23 protein-coding genes are annotated in these 20,869 nt (G+C 32.1%); 4 read left to right on the top strand and 19 right to left on the bottom strand.

Going from position 1 to position 20,869, the window contains the following annotated elements; translation table 11 throughout:
• Nucleotides 1-4 precede the first annotated feature (4 nt).
• From rplS to B9N53_RS01815, 13 genes are all read right to left on the bottom strand, one after another.
• On the bottom strand, nt 5-352 hold the full coding sequence (gene rplS / locus B9N53_RS01875; protein ID WP_002835325.1) for a 50S ribosomal protein L19: 348 nt from the start codon (nt 350-352) through the stop codon (nt 5-7).
• The gene (gene trmD, locus B9N53_RS01870; RefSeq protein ID WP_094203456.1) at nt 352-1,053 is read right to left on the bottom strand and encodes a tRNA (guanosine(37)-N1)-methyltransferase TrmD; all 702 of its coding nucleotides are present in this window, start codon (nt 1,051-1,053) and stop codon (nt 352-354) included. Before trmD ends, rplS begins: the two co-directional genes overlap by 1 nt.
• Complete coding sequence (gene rimM / locus B9N53_RS01865; protein ID WP_094203455.1) at nt 1,053-1,541, bottom strand: ribosome maturation factor RimM; 489 nt, start codon at nt 1,539-1,541, stop codon at nt 1,053-1,055. Before rimM ends, trmD begins: the two co-directional genes overlap by 1 nt.
• The gene (locus tag B9N53_RS01860) at nt 1,541-1,771 is read right to left on the bottom strand and encodes a KH domain-containing protein (RefSeq protein WP_094203454.1); all 231 of its coding nucleotides are present in this window, start codon (nt 1,769-1,771) and stop codon (nt 1,541-1,543) included. Before B9N53_RS01860 ends, rimM begins: the two co-directional genes overlap by 1 nt.
• 21 nt (nt 1,772-1,792) lie before the next feature.
• Nucleotides 1,793-2,044, bottom strand: a complete 252-nt coding sequence (gene rpsP, locus B9N53_RS01855) for a 30S ribosomal protein S16 (protein WP_002835329.1) — start codon at nt 2,042-2,044, stop codon at nt 1,793-1,795.
• Nucleotides 2,045-2,063: 19 nt separating this feature from the next.
• Nucleotides 2,064-3,404 carry a signal recognition particle protein gene (gene ffh, locus B9N53_RS01850; protein ID WP_094203453.1) on the bottom strand — a complete coding sequence of 447 codons (1,341 nt, stop codon included), beginning with the start codon at nt 3,402-3,404 and terminating at the stop codon, nt 2,064-2,066.
• The gene (gene ylxM / locus B9N53_RS01845; RefSeq protein WP_060790005.1) at nt 3,394-3,759 is read right to left on the bottom strand and encodes a YlxM family DNA-binding protein; all 366 of its coding nucleotides are present in this window, start codon (nt 3,757-3,759) and stop codon (nt 3,394-3,396) included. Before ylxM ends, ffh begins: the two co-directional genes overlap by 11 nt.
• Nucleotides 3,760-3,874: 115 nt before the next feature.
• Nucleotides 3,875-4,834: an NAD(P)H-dependent glycerol-3-phosphate dehydrogenase gene (locus tag B9N53_RS01840; protein ID WP_094203452.1), complete on the bottom strand. Its 960-nt coding sequence runs from the start codon at nt 4,832-4,834 to the stop codon at nt 3,875-3,877.
• Nucleotides 4,835-4,845: 11 nt separating this feature from the next.
• A complete protein-coding gene (locus B9N53_RS01835; protein WP_094203451.1) occupies nt 4,846-5,220 on the bottom strand; it encodes a hypothetical protein in 375 nt (124 codons plus the stop codon).
• Nucleotides 5,221-5,347: 127 nt separating this feature from the next.
• Complete coding sequence (locus B9N53_RS01830; protein ID WP_094203450.1) at nt 5,348-6,820, bottom strand: aspartate ammonia-lyase; 1,473 nt, start codon at nt 6,818-6,820, stop codon at nt 5,348-5,350.
• 165 nt (nt 6,821-6,985) lie between these two features.
• Nucleotides 6,986-8,278, bottom strand: a complete 1,293-nt coding sequence (locus B9N53_RS01825) for an NAD(P)H-dependent oxidoreductase (protein ID WP_094203449.1) — start codon at nt 8,276-8,278, stop codon at nt 6,986-6,988.
• Nucleotides 8,279-9,502, bottom strand: a complete 1,224-nt coding sequence (locus B9N53_RS01820) for an NAD(P)/FAD-dependent oxidoreductase (protein ID WP_094203448.1) — start codon at nt 9,500-9,502, stop codon at nt 8,279-8,281. It abuts the gene before it with no gap.
• Between the two features lie 287 nt (nt 9,503-9,789).
• Nucleotides 9,790-10,026 (bottom strand): glutaredoxin family protein, encoded by a 237-nt coding sequence (locus B9N53_RS01815; RefSeq protein WP_035109230.1) that lies wholly within the window; start codon nt 10,024-10,026, stop codon nt 9,790-9,792.
• An 83-nt stretch (nt 10,027-10,109) separates the two neighbouring features.
• On the opposite strand from B9N53_RS01815, the gene B9N53_RS01810 reads away from it, so the two are divergent.
• Both B9N53_RS01810 and B9N53_RS01805 read left to right on the top strand, forming a co-directional pair.
• Nucleotides 10,110-10,430: a hypothetical protein gene (locus B9N53_RS01810; protein ID WP_094203447.1), complete on the top strand. Its 321-nt coding sequence runs from the start codon at nt 10,110-10,112 to the stop codon at nt 10,428-10,430.
• A 14-nt stretch (nt 10,431-10,444) separates the two neighbouring features.
• Nucleotides 10,445-12,532 (top strand): molybdopterin-containing oxidoreductase family protein, encoded by a 2,088-nt coding sequence (locus tag B9N53_RS01805; RefSeq protein ID WP_094203446.1) that lies wholly within the window; start codon nt 10,445-10,447, stop codon nt 12,530-12,532.
• Between the two features lie 48 nt (nt 12,533-12,580).
• Here the strand turns inward: B9N53_RS01805 and B9N53_RS01800 are convergent, their stop codons facing one another.
• The 5 genes from B9N53_RS01800 to dnaX all read right to left on the bottom strand — a co-directional run bounded on the left by B9N53_RS01800 (nt 12,581) and on the right by dnaX (nt 16,238).
• Nucleotides 12,581-12,883 carry an AzlD domain-containing protein gene (locus tag B9N53_RS01800; protein ID WP_004269562.1) on the bottom strand — a complete coding sequence of 101 codons (303 nt, stop codon included), beginning with the start codon at nt 12,881-12,883 and terminating at the stop codon, nt 12,581-12,583.
• On the bottom strand, nt 12,876-13,568 hold the full coding sequence (locus tag B9N53_RS01795) for an AzlC family ABC transporter permease (protein WP_094203445.1): 693 nt from the start codon (nt 13,566-13,568) through the stop codon (nt 12,876-12,878). The genes B9N53_RS01800 and B9N53_RS01795 overlap by 8 nt, the downstream gene beginning before the upstream one ends.
• A gap of 78 nt (nt 13,569-13,646) precedes the next feature.
• Nucleotides 13,647-14,255 (bottom strand): recombination mediator RecR, encoded by a 609-nt coding sequence (gene recR / locus B9N53_RS01790; protein WP_094203444.1) that lies wholly within the window; start codon nt 14,253-14,255, stop codon nt 13,647-13,649.
• A gap of 16 nt (nt 14,256-14,271) precedes the next feature.
• Nucleotides 14,272-14,613, bottom strand: a complete 342-nt coding sequence (locus B9N53_RS01785) for a YbaB/EbfC family nucleoid-associated protein (protein WP_002835348.1) — start codon at nt 14,611-14,613, stop codon at nt 14,272-14,274.
• Between the two features lie 8 nt (nt 14,614-14,621).
• Nucleotides 14,622-16,238, bottom strand: a complete 1,617-nt coding sequence (gene dnaX / locus B9N53_RS01780; RefSeq protein ID WP_002835349.1) for a DNA polymerase III subunit gamma/tau — start codon at nt 16,236-16,238, stop codon at nt 14,622-14,624.
• A 165-nt stretch (nt 16,239-16,403) separates the two neighbouring features.
• Between dnaX and B9N53_RS01775 the strand changes: the two genes are divergently transcribed.
• Entirely contained in the window at nt 16,404-17,180 is a 777-nt protein-coding gene (locus B9N53_RS01775) for a ZIP family metal transporter (protein ID WP_094203443.1), read from the top strand.
• Nucleotides 17,181-17,227: 47 nt separating this feature from the next.
• Here B9N53_RS01775 and nox read toward each other — a convergent pair whose 3' ends face one another.
• On the bottom strand, nt 17,228-18,565 hold the full coding sequence (nox, locus tag B9N53_RS01770) for a H2O-forming NADH oxidase (RefSeq protein ID WP_094203442.1): 1,338 nt from the start codon (nt 18,563-18,565) through the stop codon (nt 17,228-17,230).
• 178 nt (nt 18,566-18,743) lie between these two features.
• On the opposite strand from nox, the gene B9N53_RS01765 reads away from it, so the two are divergent.
• Nucleotides 18,744-20,696 carry a fructose-1,6-bisphosphatase gene (locus B9N53_RS01765; protein WP_094203441.1) on the top strand — a complete coding sequence of 651 codons (1,953 nt, stop codon included), beginning with the start codon at nt 18,744-18,746 and terminating at the stop codon, nt 20,694-20,696.
• Nucleotides 20,697-20,869: the final 173 nt, after the last annotated feature.

The raw sequence follows: 20,869 nt of genomic DNA, 5'->3' as shown, positions 1-20,869 counted from the left end.
CAATTTAGAATTTTTGTTTTTCTTTAACTTTAGCAGCTTTACCTTCTCTGTGTCTTAAGTAGAATAATTTTGATCTTCTTACTTTACCTTCTCTAACTAATCTTACGTTAGTTACTCTTGGTGAGTTGATTAAGAAAGTTCTTTCTACTCCTACACCGTAAGCTAATCTTCTTACTGTGAAAGTTCTTCTAAGTCCAGTTCCTTGCATTTTAATTACAGTTCCTTCATAAACTTGAACTCTTTCTTTGTTACCTTCTTTGATAAGATAGTCTACTTTTACAGTATCGCCAACATGAAAGTCGAACTTATTTTCTCTTAATTGTTCATCTTCTAATGTTTTTATAATATCCATTATGATCCTCCTTGGTTTTTTTCTTTCAGATATTTCTGATATATATCTTCTCTTTTAAGTTTAGTGTTGTTTAGTCTTGATTTTTCTCGCCACTGTTCGATTTTTTCGTGATTTCCTGATAGTAAAACTTCAGGAACTTCATATCCGTTAAATACTCTGGGTCTTGTGTAGGAATCTTCCTGTAGCAATAAATTGTAGTGCGAATCTGTTTTATAACTTTCATCATTTCCCAAAACATCGTTAATCATTCGGCTTACACAATCTATAAGAACCATAGCCCCTAATTCTCCACCAGTCATCACATAATCTCCAATAGATATCTCCTCATCACAATAGTGATTGATGATTCTACTGTCGACACCTTCGTAATGGCCACAAAGAATAACTATTTCTTTTTCTTTTGAAAGTTCGATACACTTTTGTTGATTGAGAACTTTCCCTTGAGGAGACATAAACACAACTTTTGATTTGTTTTTGTTCACATCTTCCAAGCAGTCATAAATTGGTTGGCAAGTCATAAGCATCCCAGCTCCGCCACCGTAAATCTCATCGTCTACTTTTTTATGTTTATTTTTAGTGTAATCTCTAATATTAACCACTTCAAGTTCAATGAGATTGTTTTGGATTGCTTTTCCTATGACGCCGTATGATTTTAAGTAATCAAAACTTTCTGGAAATAATGTGAGAATTATAAATTTCATCACATACCCTCAATTATAACTACATCGATTAATCCATTTTCTAAATCTATATTTTTAATGAACTCTTTTACAGCAGGTATCATAAATTCTTTTTCATCATTTTTTATTACATATACATCATTACTATAAACGCTCAAAACTTCAACCAAATCTCCGATGTATTCACCATTAGAATAAGCTTTTAAACCAATCAAATCGTCAATGTAAAAGCTTCCATCTTTCAATTCGTATCTGTCTTTTTCATCTATATATAAAAACTGTTTTTTGAATTCAAGAACTTCATTAATATCGTTAAATTCTTCAAAATCAATGTACAAAAATCCCTTGTACATTCTATAATTTTGAATAGTGACCTTAACTTTTTTATCCCCGAGAAAATAACAAATATCTTCGTCAAATCTTTCGATATTATCAGTCAACGGTCTCATTTTAAGACATCCTTTAATACCGTGAGTATTGAGCACTTCTGCTACAGCTATATATTCCATTATTGCAAAATATCTACGACAACTTTTTCGCCACTTTTAATAGTCGCTGCCTTAGTAATAGTTCTAATTGCCTTGGCAATCTTCCCTTCTTTTCCTATAATTTTTCCCAAATCTTTGGAATCTGCTTTAATTTCTATAATAACCGTATGTTTGTCTTGTCTTGATGTTACTTCAACTGCTTCTTTATTATCAACTAACGCAGTAGCAATTGTTTTAACTAATTTTTCCATGACAACTCCCAACTTGTATTATTATTTTGCTTCGTAAACTCCATTATTTTTGAATAATCTGTCTACTGTATCTGTAGGTTTTGCACCGTTTTTAATCCATTGTTGAACTTTTTCGCTATCAACTTTAACAGTTTTTTCTTCAACTAATGGGTTGTAATATCCGATTTCTTCGATGAATTTACCATCACGAGGACATCTTGAATCTGCGACAACTATTCTATAAAATGGTTTCTTCTTTGCTCCCATTCTTTTCAATCTAATTTTTACTGACATAATTTACCTCCATAACTTATTATCTAAAAAAAGGCATTTTCATTTTACCTTTTTTACCAAATTTCTTTTGTAGCGCTCCCATATTTTTCATCATAACTTTCATTTCTTTGAATTGTTTCAAAAGTTTGTTAACCGCTACTTGATCTTGACCACAACCTTTGGCAATTCTTTTTCTTCTAGATATACTAATGATATCTGGATTTTCTCTTTCTTCTTTGGTCATAGATTTGATAATCGCTTCAATCTTGTCAAATTCTTTGTTGTCGAAATTAACTTGTTTAAGCATTTTACTATCTACGCCAGGAATCATTGCAAGAATATCTTGCATAGGTCCCATTTTTTTGATTTGCTGCATTTGGTCAAGAAAATCATTAAAGTCAAAACTTTGAGCTTTAATCTTTTCTTCTAACTCTTTTGCCTTTTTCTCGTCAAATTGATTTTGCGCTTTTTCGATAAGGCTAAGAACATCTCCCATACCCAAGATACGCGATGCCATTCTGTCCGGATGGAACGGCTCTAAGTCTCCAAGTTTTTCACCGACACCTATAAATTTAATAGGCTTATCAGCAACTTGTCTGATTGATAAAGCTGCACCACCTCTTGCATCACCGTCTAACTTAGTAAGAATAATTCCTGTAATATCCAAATCTTCGTTAAACTTAGCTGCAACATTAACCGCATCTTGTCCTGTCATTGCATCTACAACTAACAAAATATCTGAAGGATTAACTTCTTGTTTAATATTTTTCAGCTCATCCATCAAAGTATCGTCAATGTGAAGACGACCAGCAGTATCTATAATTACATAATCAATGTTCTTTTTCTTAGCTTCTTCGATTGCTTTTTTTGAAATTTCAACGGGATTTGTCTGTCCCATTTCAAATACTTCTACCCCAACTTTCTCACCGACAACTTGAAGTTGTTTAATGGCAGCAGGTCTGTAAATATCACACGCTACAAGTAATACGCTTTTGTTTTTGTTTTTCAAATTTAATGCAAGTTTTCCGGCATGAGTTGTTTTACCTGCCCCTTGCAAACCACAAAGCATAATTACCGTAGGTTTCATTGGTGAAACGTTAAGTTTTTCTTCCTTTTCACCCATCATTTTAGTTAATTCTTCATTAACTATTTTGATAACTTGTTGACCCGGAGTAAGACTTTCCAAAACAGAAGAATCAATAGCACGTTCTTTTACTTGAGAGATAAAATCTTTGACAACTTTGTAGTTAACGTCCGCTTCCAATAAAGCAAGTTTAACTTCTCTCATTGCAACATCTATATCTTTTTCCGTCAACTTTCCTCTGTTGGTCAATTTTGACAAGGCATTTTGTAATTTATCGGACAAATTTTCAAATATCATTTTCCACATCCTCTAAATCATTTAAGAAATTTTCTATATCTATAATGATATTTTCAATTTCTTTGCTTTTGATTTCTGGTGACAAAGAGAAAAGATCATTTCTGATTTTTCTTAGAAATTGATGACTCTTTTTTGATTTTTCAATCAAGCCAAGTTTTTGTTCGTATTCATAAAGCTTATTTTCAGCTCTTTTCAAACTATCACTTACAGCTTGTTTTGAAATATCACAAATCTGAGCAATTTCATTCAACGACAAATCTTCATTGTAGTATTTGTCAATCACGTCGTATTCTCTTTTCGTAAGCAATTTACCATAATAATCAAACATCATGGTAATATTTAATAATTTTTCCATTCAATCACCGTCAACCTTTTTACTTGACTTGTATATTATATAAACTTAAAATTCATTTGTCAAGCATTTTAATCAAAAAAGAAGTGCTTTCTTGCACTTCTAATTTGTTTTGTTGTTAATAAAATTCTTTTTTCAAACTTCTACTGAATAATTTGTCGATTTCTTCTTCGCATTTCGAATTTTCGTACAAAACTTTATACACTGCATTGTTAATCGGTAAATCCAAATCCATTTTGTCAGCTTGTAGTTTAATAGCTTTTACAGTGTAGTATCCTTCAGCTAATTTGTCGTATTTTTCTGATTTTGCATACATTTCGCCGAACATTCTGTTGTGAGAATATTGTGAGAACACTGTAGCCTCGTAATCTCCCAAGTGACAAAGTCCGTACGCGCTGAGCTCTTTTCCTCCTGAAGCCTTAATAAATCTTGCAACCTCTCTGCAACCTCTGCTCATCAAAGCTCCCTTCAGAGAACTTATTTTCATTCCATCCAACATTCCCGCAGCAATTCCAATTACGTTTTTGTAAGCTGCACCGATTTCATTTCCAATCAAATCTTGGCCATAATAAAATCTAATCAAATCCGAACTGTAATTTTCAATCAACAATTCTTTCACATCTTCATCTTCTGAGTCAATCACCATACAATTTGGAACATTGCGGTAAAATTCTTGTGGATGACCCGGCCCAATCCAAGCTGCGACTTTGTTGGATTCATCCATAATTTCTTTGCAGACTTCTGATAATCTTTTTCCAGTCGAAATCTCAATTCCCTTCATATTAGTAACGATAATTTTATTTTTTATTCCAATTGACTTAAGTTCTTCACACACATTTCTAAAACCTTGTGCGTTGATACTAACATGAATAACATCACATTCTTTTGCTCTTGTAATATCATCAGTTAATTCTAAATCATCTTGCAAAGTTATAATTCCATTCGTGCGACTTTTCTTGAAGTTTTCGAAATCTTCAGTTCCATTCAAACCATACAACAAAACTTCATGACCAATTTTTTTCAAATACCAAGCGATGAAACTTCCCCATCTGCCAGGCCCGATTACCATAATTTTCATCATATACCTCTTTATTTCTTTTTGTTAGATTTCTTATTATTTTCTTTATTAATAGCTCTCATTCTAATCATGTTCATCCACAAAAGTGTGTTGTAAACAACAAAAGTAAGATATGTTAAGAACACGTAGACCTTATTAGGATGGTAATAAATCAACATAAAACCTATTAACAAAACGATAAAACTTCCGTATTCGAATTTTGTTCTTTTTCTTTCAAGACTTTTCGGTAAAATCATTTTATTTTGCGATGCATAAACTGCCCACGCGAGTAAAATTAACAACGATATTATGTTGTGGCCTCTAAGCAAAGTAGATACAAAAACCACCATCAAAACATTTGATATCGCCAATATAACATTGTCTGCATTTTTAGTATTATTTTTCATCATATCACCTAGATAAATTATAACATATTAATATAATTAAAATAATGTAAAAATTTTTTGCCCAAATTTAAAAAAAGCCCATTATCAAAGATTTACTTTGATAACAGACTTTTTTGAAAATTTTAATTTATTTTTTTGCTTTTTGTTCCTTGTCTTCTTGTTTCTTCTTTTCAATGTAGGCTTGTTGTTTTTGTTTAATCAAATATTCTGCTGCAATTCCAGGCATTGTCATTGCAATTGGATCAAGGATTTCTTTTAATTCATCTTCTGTTAAGATTTTTTCGTCCAATACGATATTTCTAACAGTAATTCCTGTACTCAATGCACGTTTTGCGATTTCTGCTGATTTTTTGTATCCAATATGAGGAACAAGTGCTGTAACTATTCCTACTGATTTTTCAACGTCGTTTGAAAGTTTTTGTCTGTTTGGTTTGATACCAATTATGCAGTTTTCTCTGAAAGTTTTCACTGCATTAGTCAATATAGATATAGATTCGAATAAACTATCGAACAAAACTGGTTCGAATGCGTTAAGTTCCAATTGTCCGTGTTCTGCACACATTGTAACTGTATTATCGTTACCGATAATTCTGAAAACAACTTGATTAACAACTTCTGGAATTACAGGATTTACTTTTCCCGGCATAATTGATGAACCATTTTGTCTTGCTGGAAGCTCAATATCTCCTACCATTGTCTTTGGTCCTGAACTCATTAATCTCAAATCACTTGCCATTTTTGACAAACTTACAGCTGTTGATTTTACGGCTGAAGATATTTCTACAAGTCCATCAAGGTTATTAGTTCCATCTATTAAATCTTCTGCTTGATGCAAATCAAATCCTGTTAATTCTGCAAGAATAGGAACTATATTTGTAAAGTAAACTTTGTCTACATTTACTCCTGTACCAATCGCAGTTGCTCCCATATTTATAGATTCAATTTGATCTGATGATCTTCTAATTCTTTTGATATCTCTTTTGATTACTGAATAATATGCGTGGAATTCTTGTCCCAATCTAATTGGAACTGCATCTTGAAGTTGAGTACGTCCCATTTTAAGTACATCATCAAATTCCACTGATTTATTTAGCAAAGAAATTTCTAATTGCTTTAATTCATTTAAAGCTTTTATTAGTAGTCTTAAAGTTGCAATCTTACCTGCAGTTGGAAAAACATCGTTTGTCGATTGACTCATATTAACGTGATCGTTTGGATGAACATATTCATAAGTTCCCAATCCTCCGCCTAGTTTTTCGTTGGCAATGTTTGCAATAACTTCATTTGCATTCATGTTAGCAGTAGTACCTGCTCCACCTTGAATTGGATCAGTCAAAAATTGATCGTGATATTCTCCTGCAAGAATTTTGTCACATGCGTAAACGATTGCGTTTTTGACATCTTCTCTCATAATTCCTGCTCTGTGGTTTGCAATTGCACAAGCTTTTTTAACTATTGTCAATCCATAAATTAATTCTTCGTGTAAAGTTCTTCCTGTTATTGGGAAATTTTCCATTCCTCTCAAAGATTGCACACCGTAATATGCATCTTTTGGAACTTGTTTTTCACCAACACTGTCAGACTCTAATCTGTAATCCATATTAACCCCCAAAAAACGTTTATTTATTACATTACAAATTGATATTAACACTTTTAAAATCCATTGTCAAAAATTTATAAAAATTGATTTTAAAAATAAAAATCAGCCGATATTTGAAAGTTTGAAAAACTTTTTATCGACTGATAATAAATTTATTTTGTAATTTTATAATCCCAATTCATCTTGTCTCTTACGAAGTTTTGTAATTATATGATCTTCATCCAGATTAACCATATCGTAAGTAATCAATGTGTCTTTTGGTATATCTACTTTTGCAGTTGTTTTTTCTGTGATGATTGGCATTGGCAACAAATTATTTTCCATTTGATGTTTGTGAGATGTGATTTTACCGAAACAATCGTGTCCACCAATACCTTCAATTGTTTGACCTTTTTTGATGTCTCTTTTTGCAACTGTAATTGTATCAGAAACTTGACCGTATTTTGGATAGATTGTTGGTTCTTTTTCCACAATTGCGTCGTAAATTGTAAGTGGAGTTTCCAAACTTGTCAAATGATATGGTCTATACAAAGTATAGTTTGGCCCTTTACCCATTGACAAATATTCCATCAAATCGTGAACTTCGTTAGTATCGTGAGTTACAATCGCAAAAACTCCAGGTGCAACTCCAAATGCAAAATCAACTATATTGTAATTATTTAAAATTCCGCCTTGTTCTTTTAATTTAAATTCGTCAGCAATATCGTGAATGTTTGTTGTAATTCCATGACAACCCAAAACATCAGGAGTAAATCCCAATGCATTTGCTACAGCTGTAAGTTCAATCATAGTGTTAGTTCCATCAACAAATGATGTCAACATTTTTGGAACCAAACCTTTTGACAAGGCTTCTTCTCGTAAAATATCTTCATTAGTGTAATTATCCAATGGATTGTTCTTGCCCTTACCAACAGCTAATAATTTGAATCCCAATCCAAGCGCAAAATCTGACAATTGAATTATAGCTCCTGGTTCATCTCCTGCAGATCCTGTGTACACAACGCCTTTTTTCTTCGCCATTTCATTTAAAATTGGTCCGACAACAGCGTCACATTCTACATTTAATAAAATAGTATGCTTTTCGTGTTCAATACTTTCTACTGCAAGTTGTGTCCCAAATGGAGGATTTCCTGTCGCATCGATTACTCCATCAATCATATCTAATTTGTAACTCAAAGTATAATCATCACTTACTACAAAAGAATTATTTTTAATAGCATTTTCTGCAACTTTCAAATCAGTTGTTTTGACAATATCTACATCTTTTACTCCTGCTTTTCTCAAAGCAGCCACGCACTTGTCAACGTGTCTATCTACAATAACGGAAGGTCTCATTCCTTTGATTCTACTCAACTGACTCACAAGACCTGATCCCATTTTGCCACAACCAACCAAACCTACTCTAACTTTTTGACCGTGGTTATCTAAGTCAATAAGTTTTCTTTGCATTTTATTCATTTAGTTCTCCTTTTTAATTATAGACATCGCACAAGAATACGCCGATGAAAAAGCCCATTGAAGATTGTATCCACCACAATCTCCGTCGACATCCATAATTTCACCAATAATATACAGATTTTTTATTTTTTTTGATTCCATAGTAGAAGGATTGATTTCATCTGTATCAACTCCTCCGCAAGTTATCTGACCAGAATCCTCATCCTTGTATCCACTAACGCTAAATTCTAAATTTTTGAGTGTGTGTGCTAATTTGTAGATTTCTTCCTTACTAAGTTCACACACATTAATATCGTATTCGATATTCGCTTGATTCAAAACTTCTTCAATCAAATTATCGTTAATCAAACCGACCAACAACTCATTTATTTTCTTATAATAATTTAAAGATATTATGTAGATTAAATGCTCATACAATTTATTTTCATCCAAATCTACAGTGTCAATTCTTATTTTGACATCTAATCCCTTGTTTTTAGCTCTGATTGCTTCTCCTGATAATTGCAAAATAGTTGGCCCACTAATTCCATAATCAGTGAACAAAACATCATGATAAAATTCGAAAACTTCCTTATCATCTACAACTAACTTTGCATTAGCCTTGAACTTCGTACCGCTCATTTTCTTGAAACTATCTCCATTAAGCCTCAATTGCACAATTCCTGGATGAGTTTTCACGATATTGTGTCCAAATTTTTTCATAAGAATGTATCCATTTCCGTCAGAGCCACTTTTCTTGTAAGCTTTGGAACCACAAGCAACGACTAAATAATCAAACTTATAAATCGAATCATTGGATTTTACTTCAAAAACATCGCCGTCTTTTCTTACATCATCAACAAAACTATCGTAGATGAATTCTACCTCCAAATGATTTGCCAAGCACATCATTTGTTTCACTATTGATGAAGCTTGCAAACTTTTTGGGAAAATCTTTCCATTTTCAAGCTCAACCTCAGGAATTCCCATATCATTGAAAAATTCTATAACATCGTAATTATCAAACTTTTTAATAGCACTTATTGTGAATTTTGGATTTTCGCCATGATAATTCTTGTAAGATACATTTCTGTTAGTAAAATTGCACCTACCATTACCAGTTGCATAAATTTTCTTCAAAGCGTTGGCGTTTCTTTCAATAACAGTCGTGTCTATGTAATTTTGTTTTAAAATTAATGCCGCAAAAACCCCACTAGCTCCTGCTCCAATAATTCCTACTCTCATATTCCCCTCAATTCCCTAAATCGTAATAAATTTGTAACTTATTAAGTTTAATTCTATGATATTATAATGATAAGAATAAATGGTTGTTCATCCTCCTAATATGAACTTGCCAATGTTATTTAAGTAGCAAATCTATCCCAAGGATTTGCTACTTTTTTTATTACGATATTTATTCTATCACAAATCATGTAAATTTTTAAAAATGACGATTAATTGTAATAATTTTTGATTTTGACAAACAAAAAGCTCCCACAAATGTGAGAGCAAAATTTCTATTGTTCAAAATTTTATTGGAATTTTTCATCCAAGAATTTTATAATATCCATTGATTCATACATTGGTTTGCCATCAATGAAAAGACAAGGTACTTGGTCTTGTCCACCTTTTTCAATAAGGTATTTTTCATTAGCTTCGTCAGCTTTGATGTCTACTAATTCAACATCCTTAATTCCTTTTTTTTCTATAAATCTTAAAACCTTCTTGCAGAATGGGCAAGTTTCTTTGTAATACAATTTTAAATCCATAATAATCTCCTTTTCGTCAAATTCTTTGATACAATATATATACCCTAACAAAAAATATATAAACATGAACAAAAGGAGTTTTTATGATAACTTATAAAGTAGATGTGTACATTCCAGAAGATTACATAGACTTGTTAATAAAAAAACTAGGTGATGAAAAAATTATAACCATAGGAAATTACGATTATTGTTATACTACATCGAAAGTAAAAGGTCATTTTATGCCCAATGATTTAGCAAATAATTTTTCTGGCGAAAAAAATATTATCAACGAAGTTGACGAAATCAAATTAGAATTTCGCACGACAGAAAATAATATCAAAAAATGTATACAAATTATCGAAGATGTTCACCCATATGAAGAATGCGTGTATGATATTTTCGAAATAAAAAATTTTAAATAATAATAGGAGATGCAATGGGAAAAATTAAAACTATTTGTGGAATTTGTCCAGGTCAATGCCATGTAGAATGCGACATGGACGCTAGAAGGATAAAATCCATCAAAAAATCAGATGAAAAACCTTCCGCTCTTTGTTTGAGAGGATTGTATTCTGACGAAATCCTAAACTCAGAAGACAGATTGACTGATCCTTTGATCAGAACTGGAGAAAAAGGAACACTAGAATTCAAAAAAGCTTCATGGGACGAAGCTATGGAACTTATCAAAGAAAAATGTTCTAAAATAATCGAACAATATGGCGCAAAATCAATTGCAAGCCATTTTGGTAGAGGTGCATTTGACACAACTACGAACGATTTTATTTCAATTCAAATGCCTAACGCTGATAACGGAGGATTCTTGTCTCCAATCGGAAGTCCGAACAACGGATCAGTTGGCTCATTATGTTTTGTATCGTTCGGTGTATTTGCTCCTCAAACAGTTTTTGGATTAAGTGCACCAAATCTAGTTTGCGATTTGCAAAACACTGAAATGCTTTGTGTGTGGGGTGCCAACCCTAAAACAGATTCACCTCCATTTTTCTACAATAATATGGTAAAAAGAAAAAATGAAGGAATGAAAATCATAGCCGTTGACCATTACAATTCAGATATTATCGAATATGCTGATTACAAATACATCGTCAATAGCGGAACTGATATGGTACTAATCCTCGGAATACTAAATTACTTAAAAGATAAACTCGACCAAGATTTTATCGAAAAATACACTTACGGATACGATGAATTCAAAGAATATTTTACACAATTTGATTTGGAAAAAACATCAGAAATCACAGGAGTTGAAGTTGACAAGATAAAAGAGTTAGCAAATTTGCTTTTCGACAACACAGTTGCTCTTAAATCATACACAGGACTCGAATATTCACACTGCGGAGTTCAAACGATACGTTCATTGCATATTTTATGGAGCTTATTGGGAAACTTGGACGTCAAAGGCGGACTTTTGATTAATAAGAACAAACCAATTAAGAGGGTACAAAACCCACCAAACAACGCACAAAATATCGAAAAAATCGGTTCAAAAGAATTCCCTCTTTTCGACAAATTAATCGGACAACCACAATTTACGAAACTTCCACAAGCAATATTAGAATCCGATCCTTATCCAATAAAAGGTCTAATCAATTTGGGCTCATGTATGTCTGTAAATTATCCAAACGGTCAACTTTTCAGAAAAGCATTAAAAAGCTTGGATTTCTTTGTAACTTGTGACAGATTTATGACAGAAGATGCATACTTTGCAGATGTCATCTTACCTGCTACAACTTATTACGAAGAAGACAGCTACGCAATATATCCCGACCACATCGAAATCAAAGAAAAATTAGTCGAACCTTTGAGCAATTCTCTTCCAAATATTTTTATTTTGAAAAAAATTGCAGATGCATTAGGATTTGGTGAATACTACCCTGGAAATTTCAGTGATTTATTGGATAAAGCTTTTTATCACACACCAGAAATTTTAAAAGAATTGAAGGAAAATGGTATATATCATTTCGACAAAAAACCTGAAGTGTCTTACAAAAAATACGATTCATTTAATACAGAAACTGGAAAAATCGAAATCCACTCAAAACTTTTAGAAAAATATGGATTTTCACCTATTCCTGTTTATGACGACGGATTTGAAAATGAGCAAGAAAAATCAGAAAAATTATCCAAATATCCATTTACTATGAACACAGGCGCAAGAATTCAAACTACATTTAGAACACAACACTTAAACATCGATGGATTATTGAAACACCAAGAATATCCACAAGTTATAATGAATGAAGATGATGCGAAAGAATTGGAAATTGAAAATATGGATTTAGTTGAAGTCTACAATGATAGAGCAAGTGTAATCCTCCAAGCAGTTACTAATAATATGTCAAATCGTCACGATTTAGAAATAAATGCCGGCGGTGGTTCATTCAGCCAAGATGACAATTGGAAAGATGCGAATATTAATATGTTAATCGACAACGAAATCTTTGATCCAATTTCAGGATTCCCAGTCTTCAAAAAACAATACTGTAATATTAGAAAAGTTAAATAAAAACAAAAACCTTCTGCGGCTTGAATTTGAGCTACAGAAGGTATTTTTTTAGAAAAATTTCAAACAAACAAATGCTGTTAGAACTGCTAATATAATTGTTAGTCCAACATTTTCTTTCAAATAAGCTATAATAATCGCTACGATTGAAGCTACAATTGTAGGAATTAACATTTCACTTGAAGCTGTCAGAATTCCTCTTATAACCATAATACTTAATGATGTATATGGTATTATGTTTAAAAATTCGGCGGTTTGTCTAGAAAGTTGTTTTCCTTTTAAATATTTAAGAGGTATTATCTTAGGAACAGCTGTAACTAAGCTACATAATAAAATTAAAACTATATTATACATTTTGACCTCTTTTCATGATTACTTTCAATCCTATGAATGATGATAATAAAATCGCTAATATTATATCCCATCCAGATGGTATAAATTTTAAATAAAAAATAATTGCATAAGTTATTACACCAATTAAACTAACCACCAAACCGTTTGAGCTTTTCTTAATTGATGGTACAACAAGTGCGATAAACATTGCAGTAAGTCCCACTTCTAATGATGTTTGGACTGATTTTGGCATTAATTGTCCTATCAAATATCCAACCGGCGTAAATATTCCCCAAGCCAAATAAGGTCCTAATTCTACGGCCAACGCAAATTCTGTGTTTAGCTTTTCTTTATTAAAACTCAATACCGAAAATGCTTCATCTGTCAACATAAATCCTATTACAGGAAGTGCTTTCGGATTTATTTTTTGTGTATGAATTCCCAAAGAAGTCGACATTATGAACAATCTTAAATTTAATAAAAATACCGACAACACGATGGAAAACATACCTACTCCAGCACCCAATAATTCAACTGCCATGAATTGTGCTGCTCCAGAATAGAAAACAAAAGAAAACAAAGTCGAATCCAACATGCTAATGTTTTGACCTTTGCACAACAAACCAAAAGCCATCGCTATAGGAATATATCCCAACATAATTGGAGACGAAAATTTGATTGCTTCTTTAATTCTATTTGAATCCATTAAATTTTCCTCCATTCCATTTTTATTACAAACATTTAAACGTAAGAAATCATAATCTACAAGAATTGCAGATTATGATTATTTTATTTCTCTTCTATCCAAAATAGCTTTGTACAAGCTCATTTCGTCATAATATTCCAAATTAGCTCCCAATGGTACTCCCATCGCAATTCTGGAAACTTTTACGTTATATTCTTCATTTTTAAGAACTTCTATTATGAAGTTAGTTGTCAAATCTCCGTTAGTTGTTGGTGATAACGCTAGGATAACTTCCTTTACATAATCTTTTTTACATCTCAAAAACAAATTTTCCAAATTCAAATCCTGCGGAGCAATATTATCTCTTGGAGATAATAATCCTCCTAATACGTGATATTTCCCATTGTATTCGCCAGTTTTTTCAATTGATATTACGTTCATTGAATCTTCAACTACAGTTATGACACTGTTATCTCTTTTTTGATCTGAACAAATATCACACAATTTTTTATCAGTAAGATTTCCACAATTAGCACATGGTCTAATATTAGTCTTTACATTTACAATACTTTCTACAAGCTCATCGACTTTATTAGGATCCATGTCTATAATTCTATAAGCTAATCTTTTCGCACTTTTTCTGCCAATAGTTGGCAAATTGGACAAGTTTTTAATCAATTCGTCCATTGCTTTAGGGTATAGTGACAAAATTATCCCCCCTTATTTAGAATCCTGGAATATTAATTCCTCCAGTGATTTTACCAAGTTCAGACTCACTCATGTCCAATACTTTTTTGATAGCGTCATTAACAGCTACCATAACCATATCTTGAAGCATTTCAACATCGCCATCTTTTACCAAATCTTCATCTATTTTGATAGAAACTATTTCTTTTTTTCCGTTTGCTACAACTTCGATAGCTCCGCCGCCACTAGTTGCAGTAACTTCAGTTTCTTCTAATTTTTTTTGAGTTTCTTCCATTTGTCTTTGCATTTTTTGCATTTGTTTCATCATGTTACCCATATTTCCCATACCAGGCATTCCGCCTCTAAATTTATTTCCCATAATTCCTCCTATTTTTCAATTATTTGAACATTTTCTCCAAATAAATTTTGTAATTTTTTAACATTCTCGTTTACTTTTTTCTCTGCTTCATCGTCAATTTGTAAATCTAAAACCTTAAAATCGTAATGCGGTTTAAGTAATTGTTCAATAACTTTCTTATGAGGAAGCAAAGTGTACAAATACAACTGATTAGTCTTCAAAACCAACTTGTCATTCTCCAAACTAGCTTTGATATCATCAGCTAATTCTTTTGGAACTTTGTCGAAATCTCTTAAAACTTCTCTTAGTTTTCCAAATGAATCATCATTTTCGACAAACTCTTCGTCACTTTTGTCGTCGATTTTTTCATCATTTTTTATTATATCATTTTTATCGGATAATTCATCTGATTTTTCTGCTTTTTCTGAAGATTTTTGTGAAATTTCTATGTTTTTATCGATTTTTTCATCAAATTCGACTAATTTTTGTGTAGAATTGATCTTAATCCCGTTTTGTTCAATATTGTTGAGCTTATCTTCCAAAGTATTCACTCTGGCAATCAAATCGTCGTAATCGATATAATCTATTAGTCTCATTACCAAAATTTCAAGCAGAGCTTTTTGATTATCAGCTTGTTTAAGTTTTTTCTGATGCTCTATTATAATCGACATACTTTCGACTATTTGCCTATTCGTAATCAATTCAGATTGTGAATTGTAATCATCATTGTACTGAGTGTTGTTCTGTCTGATGTTTTCAAGACCATTTTTTGACAACAGCAAATTTCTAAAATGATTTAACAGCTCATCCATAACATTTTCGACAGGCTTATTGTGTGATATTGTGTACAAATTATTCAAAACTTCTGCGGCATCTTTTTTTATGATGCTATTGACAAGCTTGAAAATTCCTTTATTGTCGACAATACCAAGTATATCATTTATATCTTGTTTTGTTATATTTTCTTTTTCAATGCTAAGAACTTGATCCAAAATAGATAATGCATCTCTCATTGCACCATCAGCTTTGTTCGCAATGAGTTTAATCGCATCGTCGTCCATTTTTCTGTTCAAATCGTTCAAGATATATTTGATATTATCTGAAATATCCTTGGCATTAATCATCTTGAACTCATATCGTTGACATCTGGATAGAATTGTTTGAGGAATTTTGTCAATTTCTGTCGTGGCTAGTATGAACACTAAATGTTTTGGTGGCTCTTCCATGATTTTAAGTAATGCGTTAAATCCTTCATTGGTAATCATGTGAGCTTCGTCGATAATGTAAACTTTGTATTTTAATTTTGTAGGCGGATAAATTACTTTATCGCGCAGTTCTCTGATATCGTCAATTCTTCTGTTACTAGCAGCGTCCATTTCCACGATATCTAATGTAGATTCTTCCAAAGAACTTAGGCAATTTTCACATTTGTTACAAGGATTTCCATCTTGTAAATCCAAACAGTTGATAGCTCTTGCAAAAATTTTCGCACAACTAGTCTTCCCTGTTCCTCTTGAACCGGAAAAAATATATGCGTGAGAAATATTTTTCGTTTCGATTTGATTTTTTAAAATATCAGTTATATGTTTTTGACCATAAACTTTATCGAAAGTATCCGGTCTATATTTTCTGTAAATAGCTTGCATAAATACCTCGTTTCAATTGTTAAACTACGAGTAATTTTTCGAATTTGTTTTCTAATTCAAAAATAATATAAATCTTTTAATATTATATCACATTTGATAATTCTTGAATTCATAGTAAAATAGTAATAGAAATTTTATTTTTAAAATTTTTGAAGGGGGATTTTTATGATGAAAAATATTGACCCATTTTTATTGACGATTTTGGGATTGATAGTGCCTGGACTTCTTACTGGAGTCGGTGCAATTCCCGTTTTTTTCACTAGAAATGTTAGTCAAGGTAAATTAGATGTATTTTTAGGGGCAGCTGCAGGTGTCATGCTTTCTGCGACTTGTTTTTCATTAATTTTACCTAGTATCGAAGAAAACGGTGGAGGTTTTAGAGGAGTTTTAATAACTTCACTTGGAATTTTTGCTGGAGCTGTGTTTTTGGATTTAATCGACAAATACTCTCCTCATGAGCATTTATTGGACAAAAGAGTTGAAGGGAATCCTTCAGATTCTTTGAAAAAAATATGGTTGTTTGTAATTGCGATTACAATTCACAATTTCCCAGAAGGTATGGCAACTGGAGTTGGTTTTGGAGGAGATTCAGTAGCAAACGGTCTTCCAATCGCAATAGGAATTGGTCTACAAAATATGCCTGAAGGTTTGGCTGTAGCTTTGTCTTTGGTTAGAGAAAATTACACGGTCAAAAAAGCATTCTTAATCGCATTATTTACAGGATTAGTAGAACCAATTGGAGCGTTTTTAGGTTACGGACTTGTAACTTGGTTCTCACCTATTTTGGGATTTATTTTGGCTTTTGCAGGAGGGGCGATGCTTTTTGTAATTAGCGACGAAATTATTCCTGAAACTCACAGCAACGGATATGAACGCCAAGCGACTTATGGAATTATAATTGGATTTATTATAATGATGATTTTAGATGTTGCTCTTGGCTAAATAAAAAAGCGGCTACTTGTATTAAAAGTAGTCGCTAATTTTTTTGATTATAAAGCTTGAATAGCTGCCATAGTTACATAGTTGTATGGTTGATTGTAATGTGGCAAGAAGAATATATCAGTAAGAGCTAGTTTGTCGATTGTAACGTGTTCTTGGATTGCCAAGCTAAACATGTGAATCATCATTGAAATATCATATTCACTCATTATTTGACAACCTTTGATTTCGCGTGATTTTTTATCGTAAACAATTCTGATAGTAACTTCTTTGTTGTTTTCTTCCATAAATGGTGGTTTTTGTAAATCTGTGAAATCAGTGTATTCAACTTCCATTCCTAATTTTTCAGCATTTCTAACTGTCAAACCTGTTGATACCATGCACAAATCGTAAATTTTAATTCCGTTTGATCCTTGGACGCCGTTTGATTCTAATTTTGTTCCACAAACATTGTGACCAGCAACTATACCACTTCTTACAGCGTTTGTAGCTAATGCAACGTATTCAAATTTTCCTGTTGCGTTGTTGAAAATAACTGTTGAATCTCCAACTGCAAATACATTTTCATCTGAAGTTTGTTGATGTTTGTCAGTGATAATTGCTTTATGATCGTTCAATTTCAAATGATCTTTTGCAAGTGAACTGTTTGGTTTGAAACCAATTGACATTACTACCATATCACAATCATATTCACCTTTATCAGTGATAACCTTGCTTACTTTTCCATCAGTTCCTTCTAATTTTACAACTTCTTCATTAAATACTAAATTTACACCGTGATCTCTTAGGTTATCTTCCATTTTTTTGCAGAATTTATCATCGTAATAACCTCTTAGCACTGTATCTCCATGTTCAATCAATGTAGATTCTTTGCCTAATCTTTTAAAAGCTTCTGCAAGTTCAGTACCTATGTATCCAGCTCCTACAACAACAACTTTTTTGATTTCTTCGTGATTAATCTTGTCTATCACTGATTGTGCGTCTTGGAAAATTTTAACTTTTTGAACATTTTCCAAATCCATTCCTTCGATGTCTGGTAAAACTGGTTGAGATCCTGTAGCCAATACCAACTTGTCGTAAGATTCTTGAATTTCTTTTCCGTCTTTGTTCTTTGCATAGACAATTTTTTTGTCGTAGTCAATGTTTTCTACTTTTGTTTCCATGTGGACTGTAGCACCTTTTTGTTCGAAAACTTCTTTGCTACAATAAAATAATTTTTCTGGGCCTTTGATTTGCTTTCCAATCCACAACGCCATTCCACATCCTAAGAATGAAATATTGGAGTTTTGATCAAAAATTACTAATTCTTCATCTTTGTAATTATCCAATATTGTGTTCGCACAAGCTGTACCTGCATGGTTAGCTCCAATTAAAACTATTTTACTCATTATGTTTCCTCCTTTTTATTTCCTACTAATAGTGTAGGATTAATAAGTAAAAAATATTTGTTTGATACTTAACAAATATTTACGCTTATAATTATATCAAATTCATAATTATTTTTCAATAGGCAAACTATTTCTTTTTTTCAAAGTTCATATATAATAGTATTATGGAGGTAGAAAATTGAACAATTTAAAATACTTGAAATTACTTGCAAAAGAATTTCCTACGATTGAACAGGCTGCTAACAAAATAATAAGTTTGACTTCTTTGTCAGTGTTACCAAAAGGAACAGAGTACTTTTTATCTGATTTACACGGACAATACGATAGTTTCAATAGAATTATTAAAAGCGCTTCTGGTAATACCAGAATTAAAATTGACCTTGAATTCAAAGATAAATTATCTGAATCAAGAAAAAATCAGTTAGCCAATTTAATTTACGATCCTAAGACAATTATCAATATTACAAAGGAAAACGATGAATACACAGAAAAATGGATTAGAGACACGATTTTTTATCTGATAAGAATAGCAAAAAGAGTTGCCAGTAAATATTCCAGACAAAAAGTCAGAAATCAAACTCCTTTCTACTACAGAGATTTGATCGATGAAATGCTCAACATTCAATACGAATCATTGAACAAAAAAGAATATTTTAATCAACTTTTAGATAGCATCATTAAAATAGAAGTTAGCGAAGATTTTATAATAACTTTGTGTGAATTAATTCAAGATTTGAACATTGACTGGCTTCACATCGTCGGAGATATTTTCGACAGAGGAAAAAGACCGGACATTATTATGGATACTCTTGTTGCTAAAAAAGATGTGGATATTCAATACGGCAACCACGATGTTACATGGATTGGAGCGTATCTTGGTAGTTATGTGAATGCGTGTAACGTTGTTAGAAATGCAATAAGTTACAATAATTTTCAATCTTTAGAAGATGGTTACGGAATTAATTTGAGATTATTGTCTACATTGGCAGATGAATCATATTATGATGATCCATGCGAAAGATTCAAAGTCAGAATCTTGGACGATAACAAACACTCAGAAACTGATTTGCTTCACGCTGCAAGAATGCACAAAGCAATTTCTATAATTCAATTCAAATTAGAGAACCAACTTTTCAAGAGAAATCCAGAATTTGAACAATCAGACAGATTATATCTTGAAAGAATCGATTTTAAAAATGGAATTTACAAGGATGCAAATGGTAAGCCTCATGCGCTTTTGGATATAAAATTCCCTACAATTGATCCTGAAAATCCTCTTGAATTAACGCCAAGTGAACAGGAAGTTATCGAATGCATTTCAAAATCATTCAGAACAAGTCACAGATTAAAAGAACACATGGATTTTTTGTTCTCGTACGGTTCAGTGTACAAAATTGCAAACAGCAATTTGCTTTTCCACGGATGTATTCCTATGAATAAGGACGGTAGTTTTGAAGAATTTACGTATCAATCTAATACCTACAGTGGTAAATCACTTTTGGACTTCTTCGAAGGAATTATAAATTCAGCAAAAAATATGGATGACAATGACCCTGACAGGCAAACTGCGTTGGACTTTTTCTGGTACATGTGGTGCGGTCCAAAATCGCCAATGTTCGGGAAAAGCAAGATATCAACATTCGAAAATTTCTTCATAACTGACAAAGATGTCAGAAAAGAAGTTAGCAATCCTTATTTCAGTTTGAGTAAGATTGAAAAATACGCAGACAAAATATTTGAAGAATTCAATATGAATCCTGAAACTTCTCATATAATTAACGGACACGTCCCAGTTAAAAGCATCAATGGAGAAAAACCAGTATCAGCTAATGGCAAAACATATGTAATAGATGGTGGAATTTCAGAAGCTTACCAAAATAAAACGGGAATTGCAGGATATACGTTGACATTTAATTCTCATCACTTAGCCATAGCAAAACACAAGAATTTTAAAGTAATGGAATCAGTTCACGGTGCCTATACTCCAGAAGTTACAATCACGGAAGAATTCCCAAAAAGAATGCTCATAAAAGATACAGACGAAGGAGAAGAAATCCTAGAACTTATTGAAGATTTGGAAAGTTTAATTGAAGCGTACAGAAGTGGCACAATTCAACAAAACTCAAACTAATGCCAATTAAAAAAACTAATCTTGGAAAATCCAAGATTAGTTTTTCTTGTACACTTAAGTGTGTTGAGCGAACGAAGTGAGCGAAATAAAAAACCACCTGCTATGCAGGTGGAAGACATTAGCTTTAGCTTCAAGCAAAATACAACCTCCTATGATAAAATAGTTACGCCTGA

Source organism: Finegoldia magna (assembly GCF_002243175.1).
GTDB classification, from domain to species: domain Bacteria; phylum Bacillota; class Clostridia; order Tissierellales; family Peptoniphilaceae; genus Finegoldia; species Finegoldia magna_J.
This window is presented reverse-complemented; position numbering and strand designations above follow the sequence as displayed.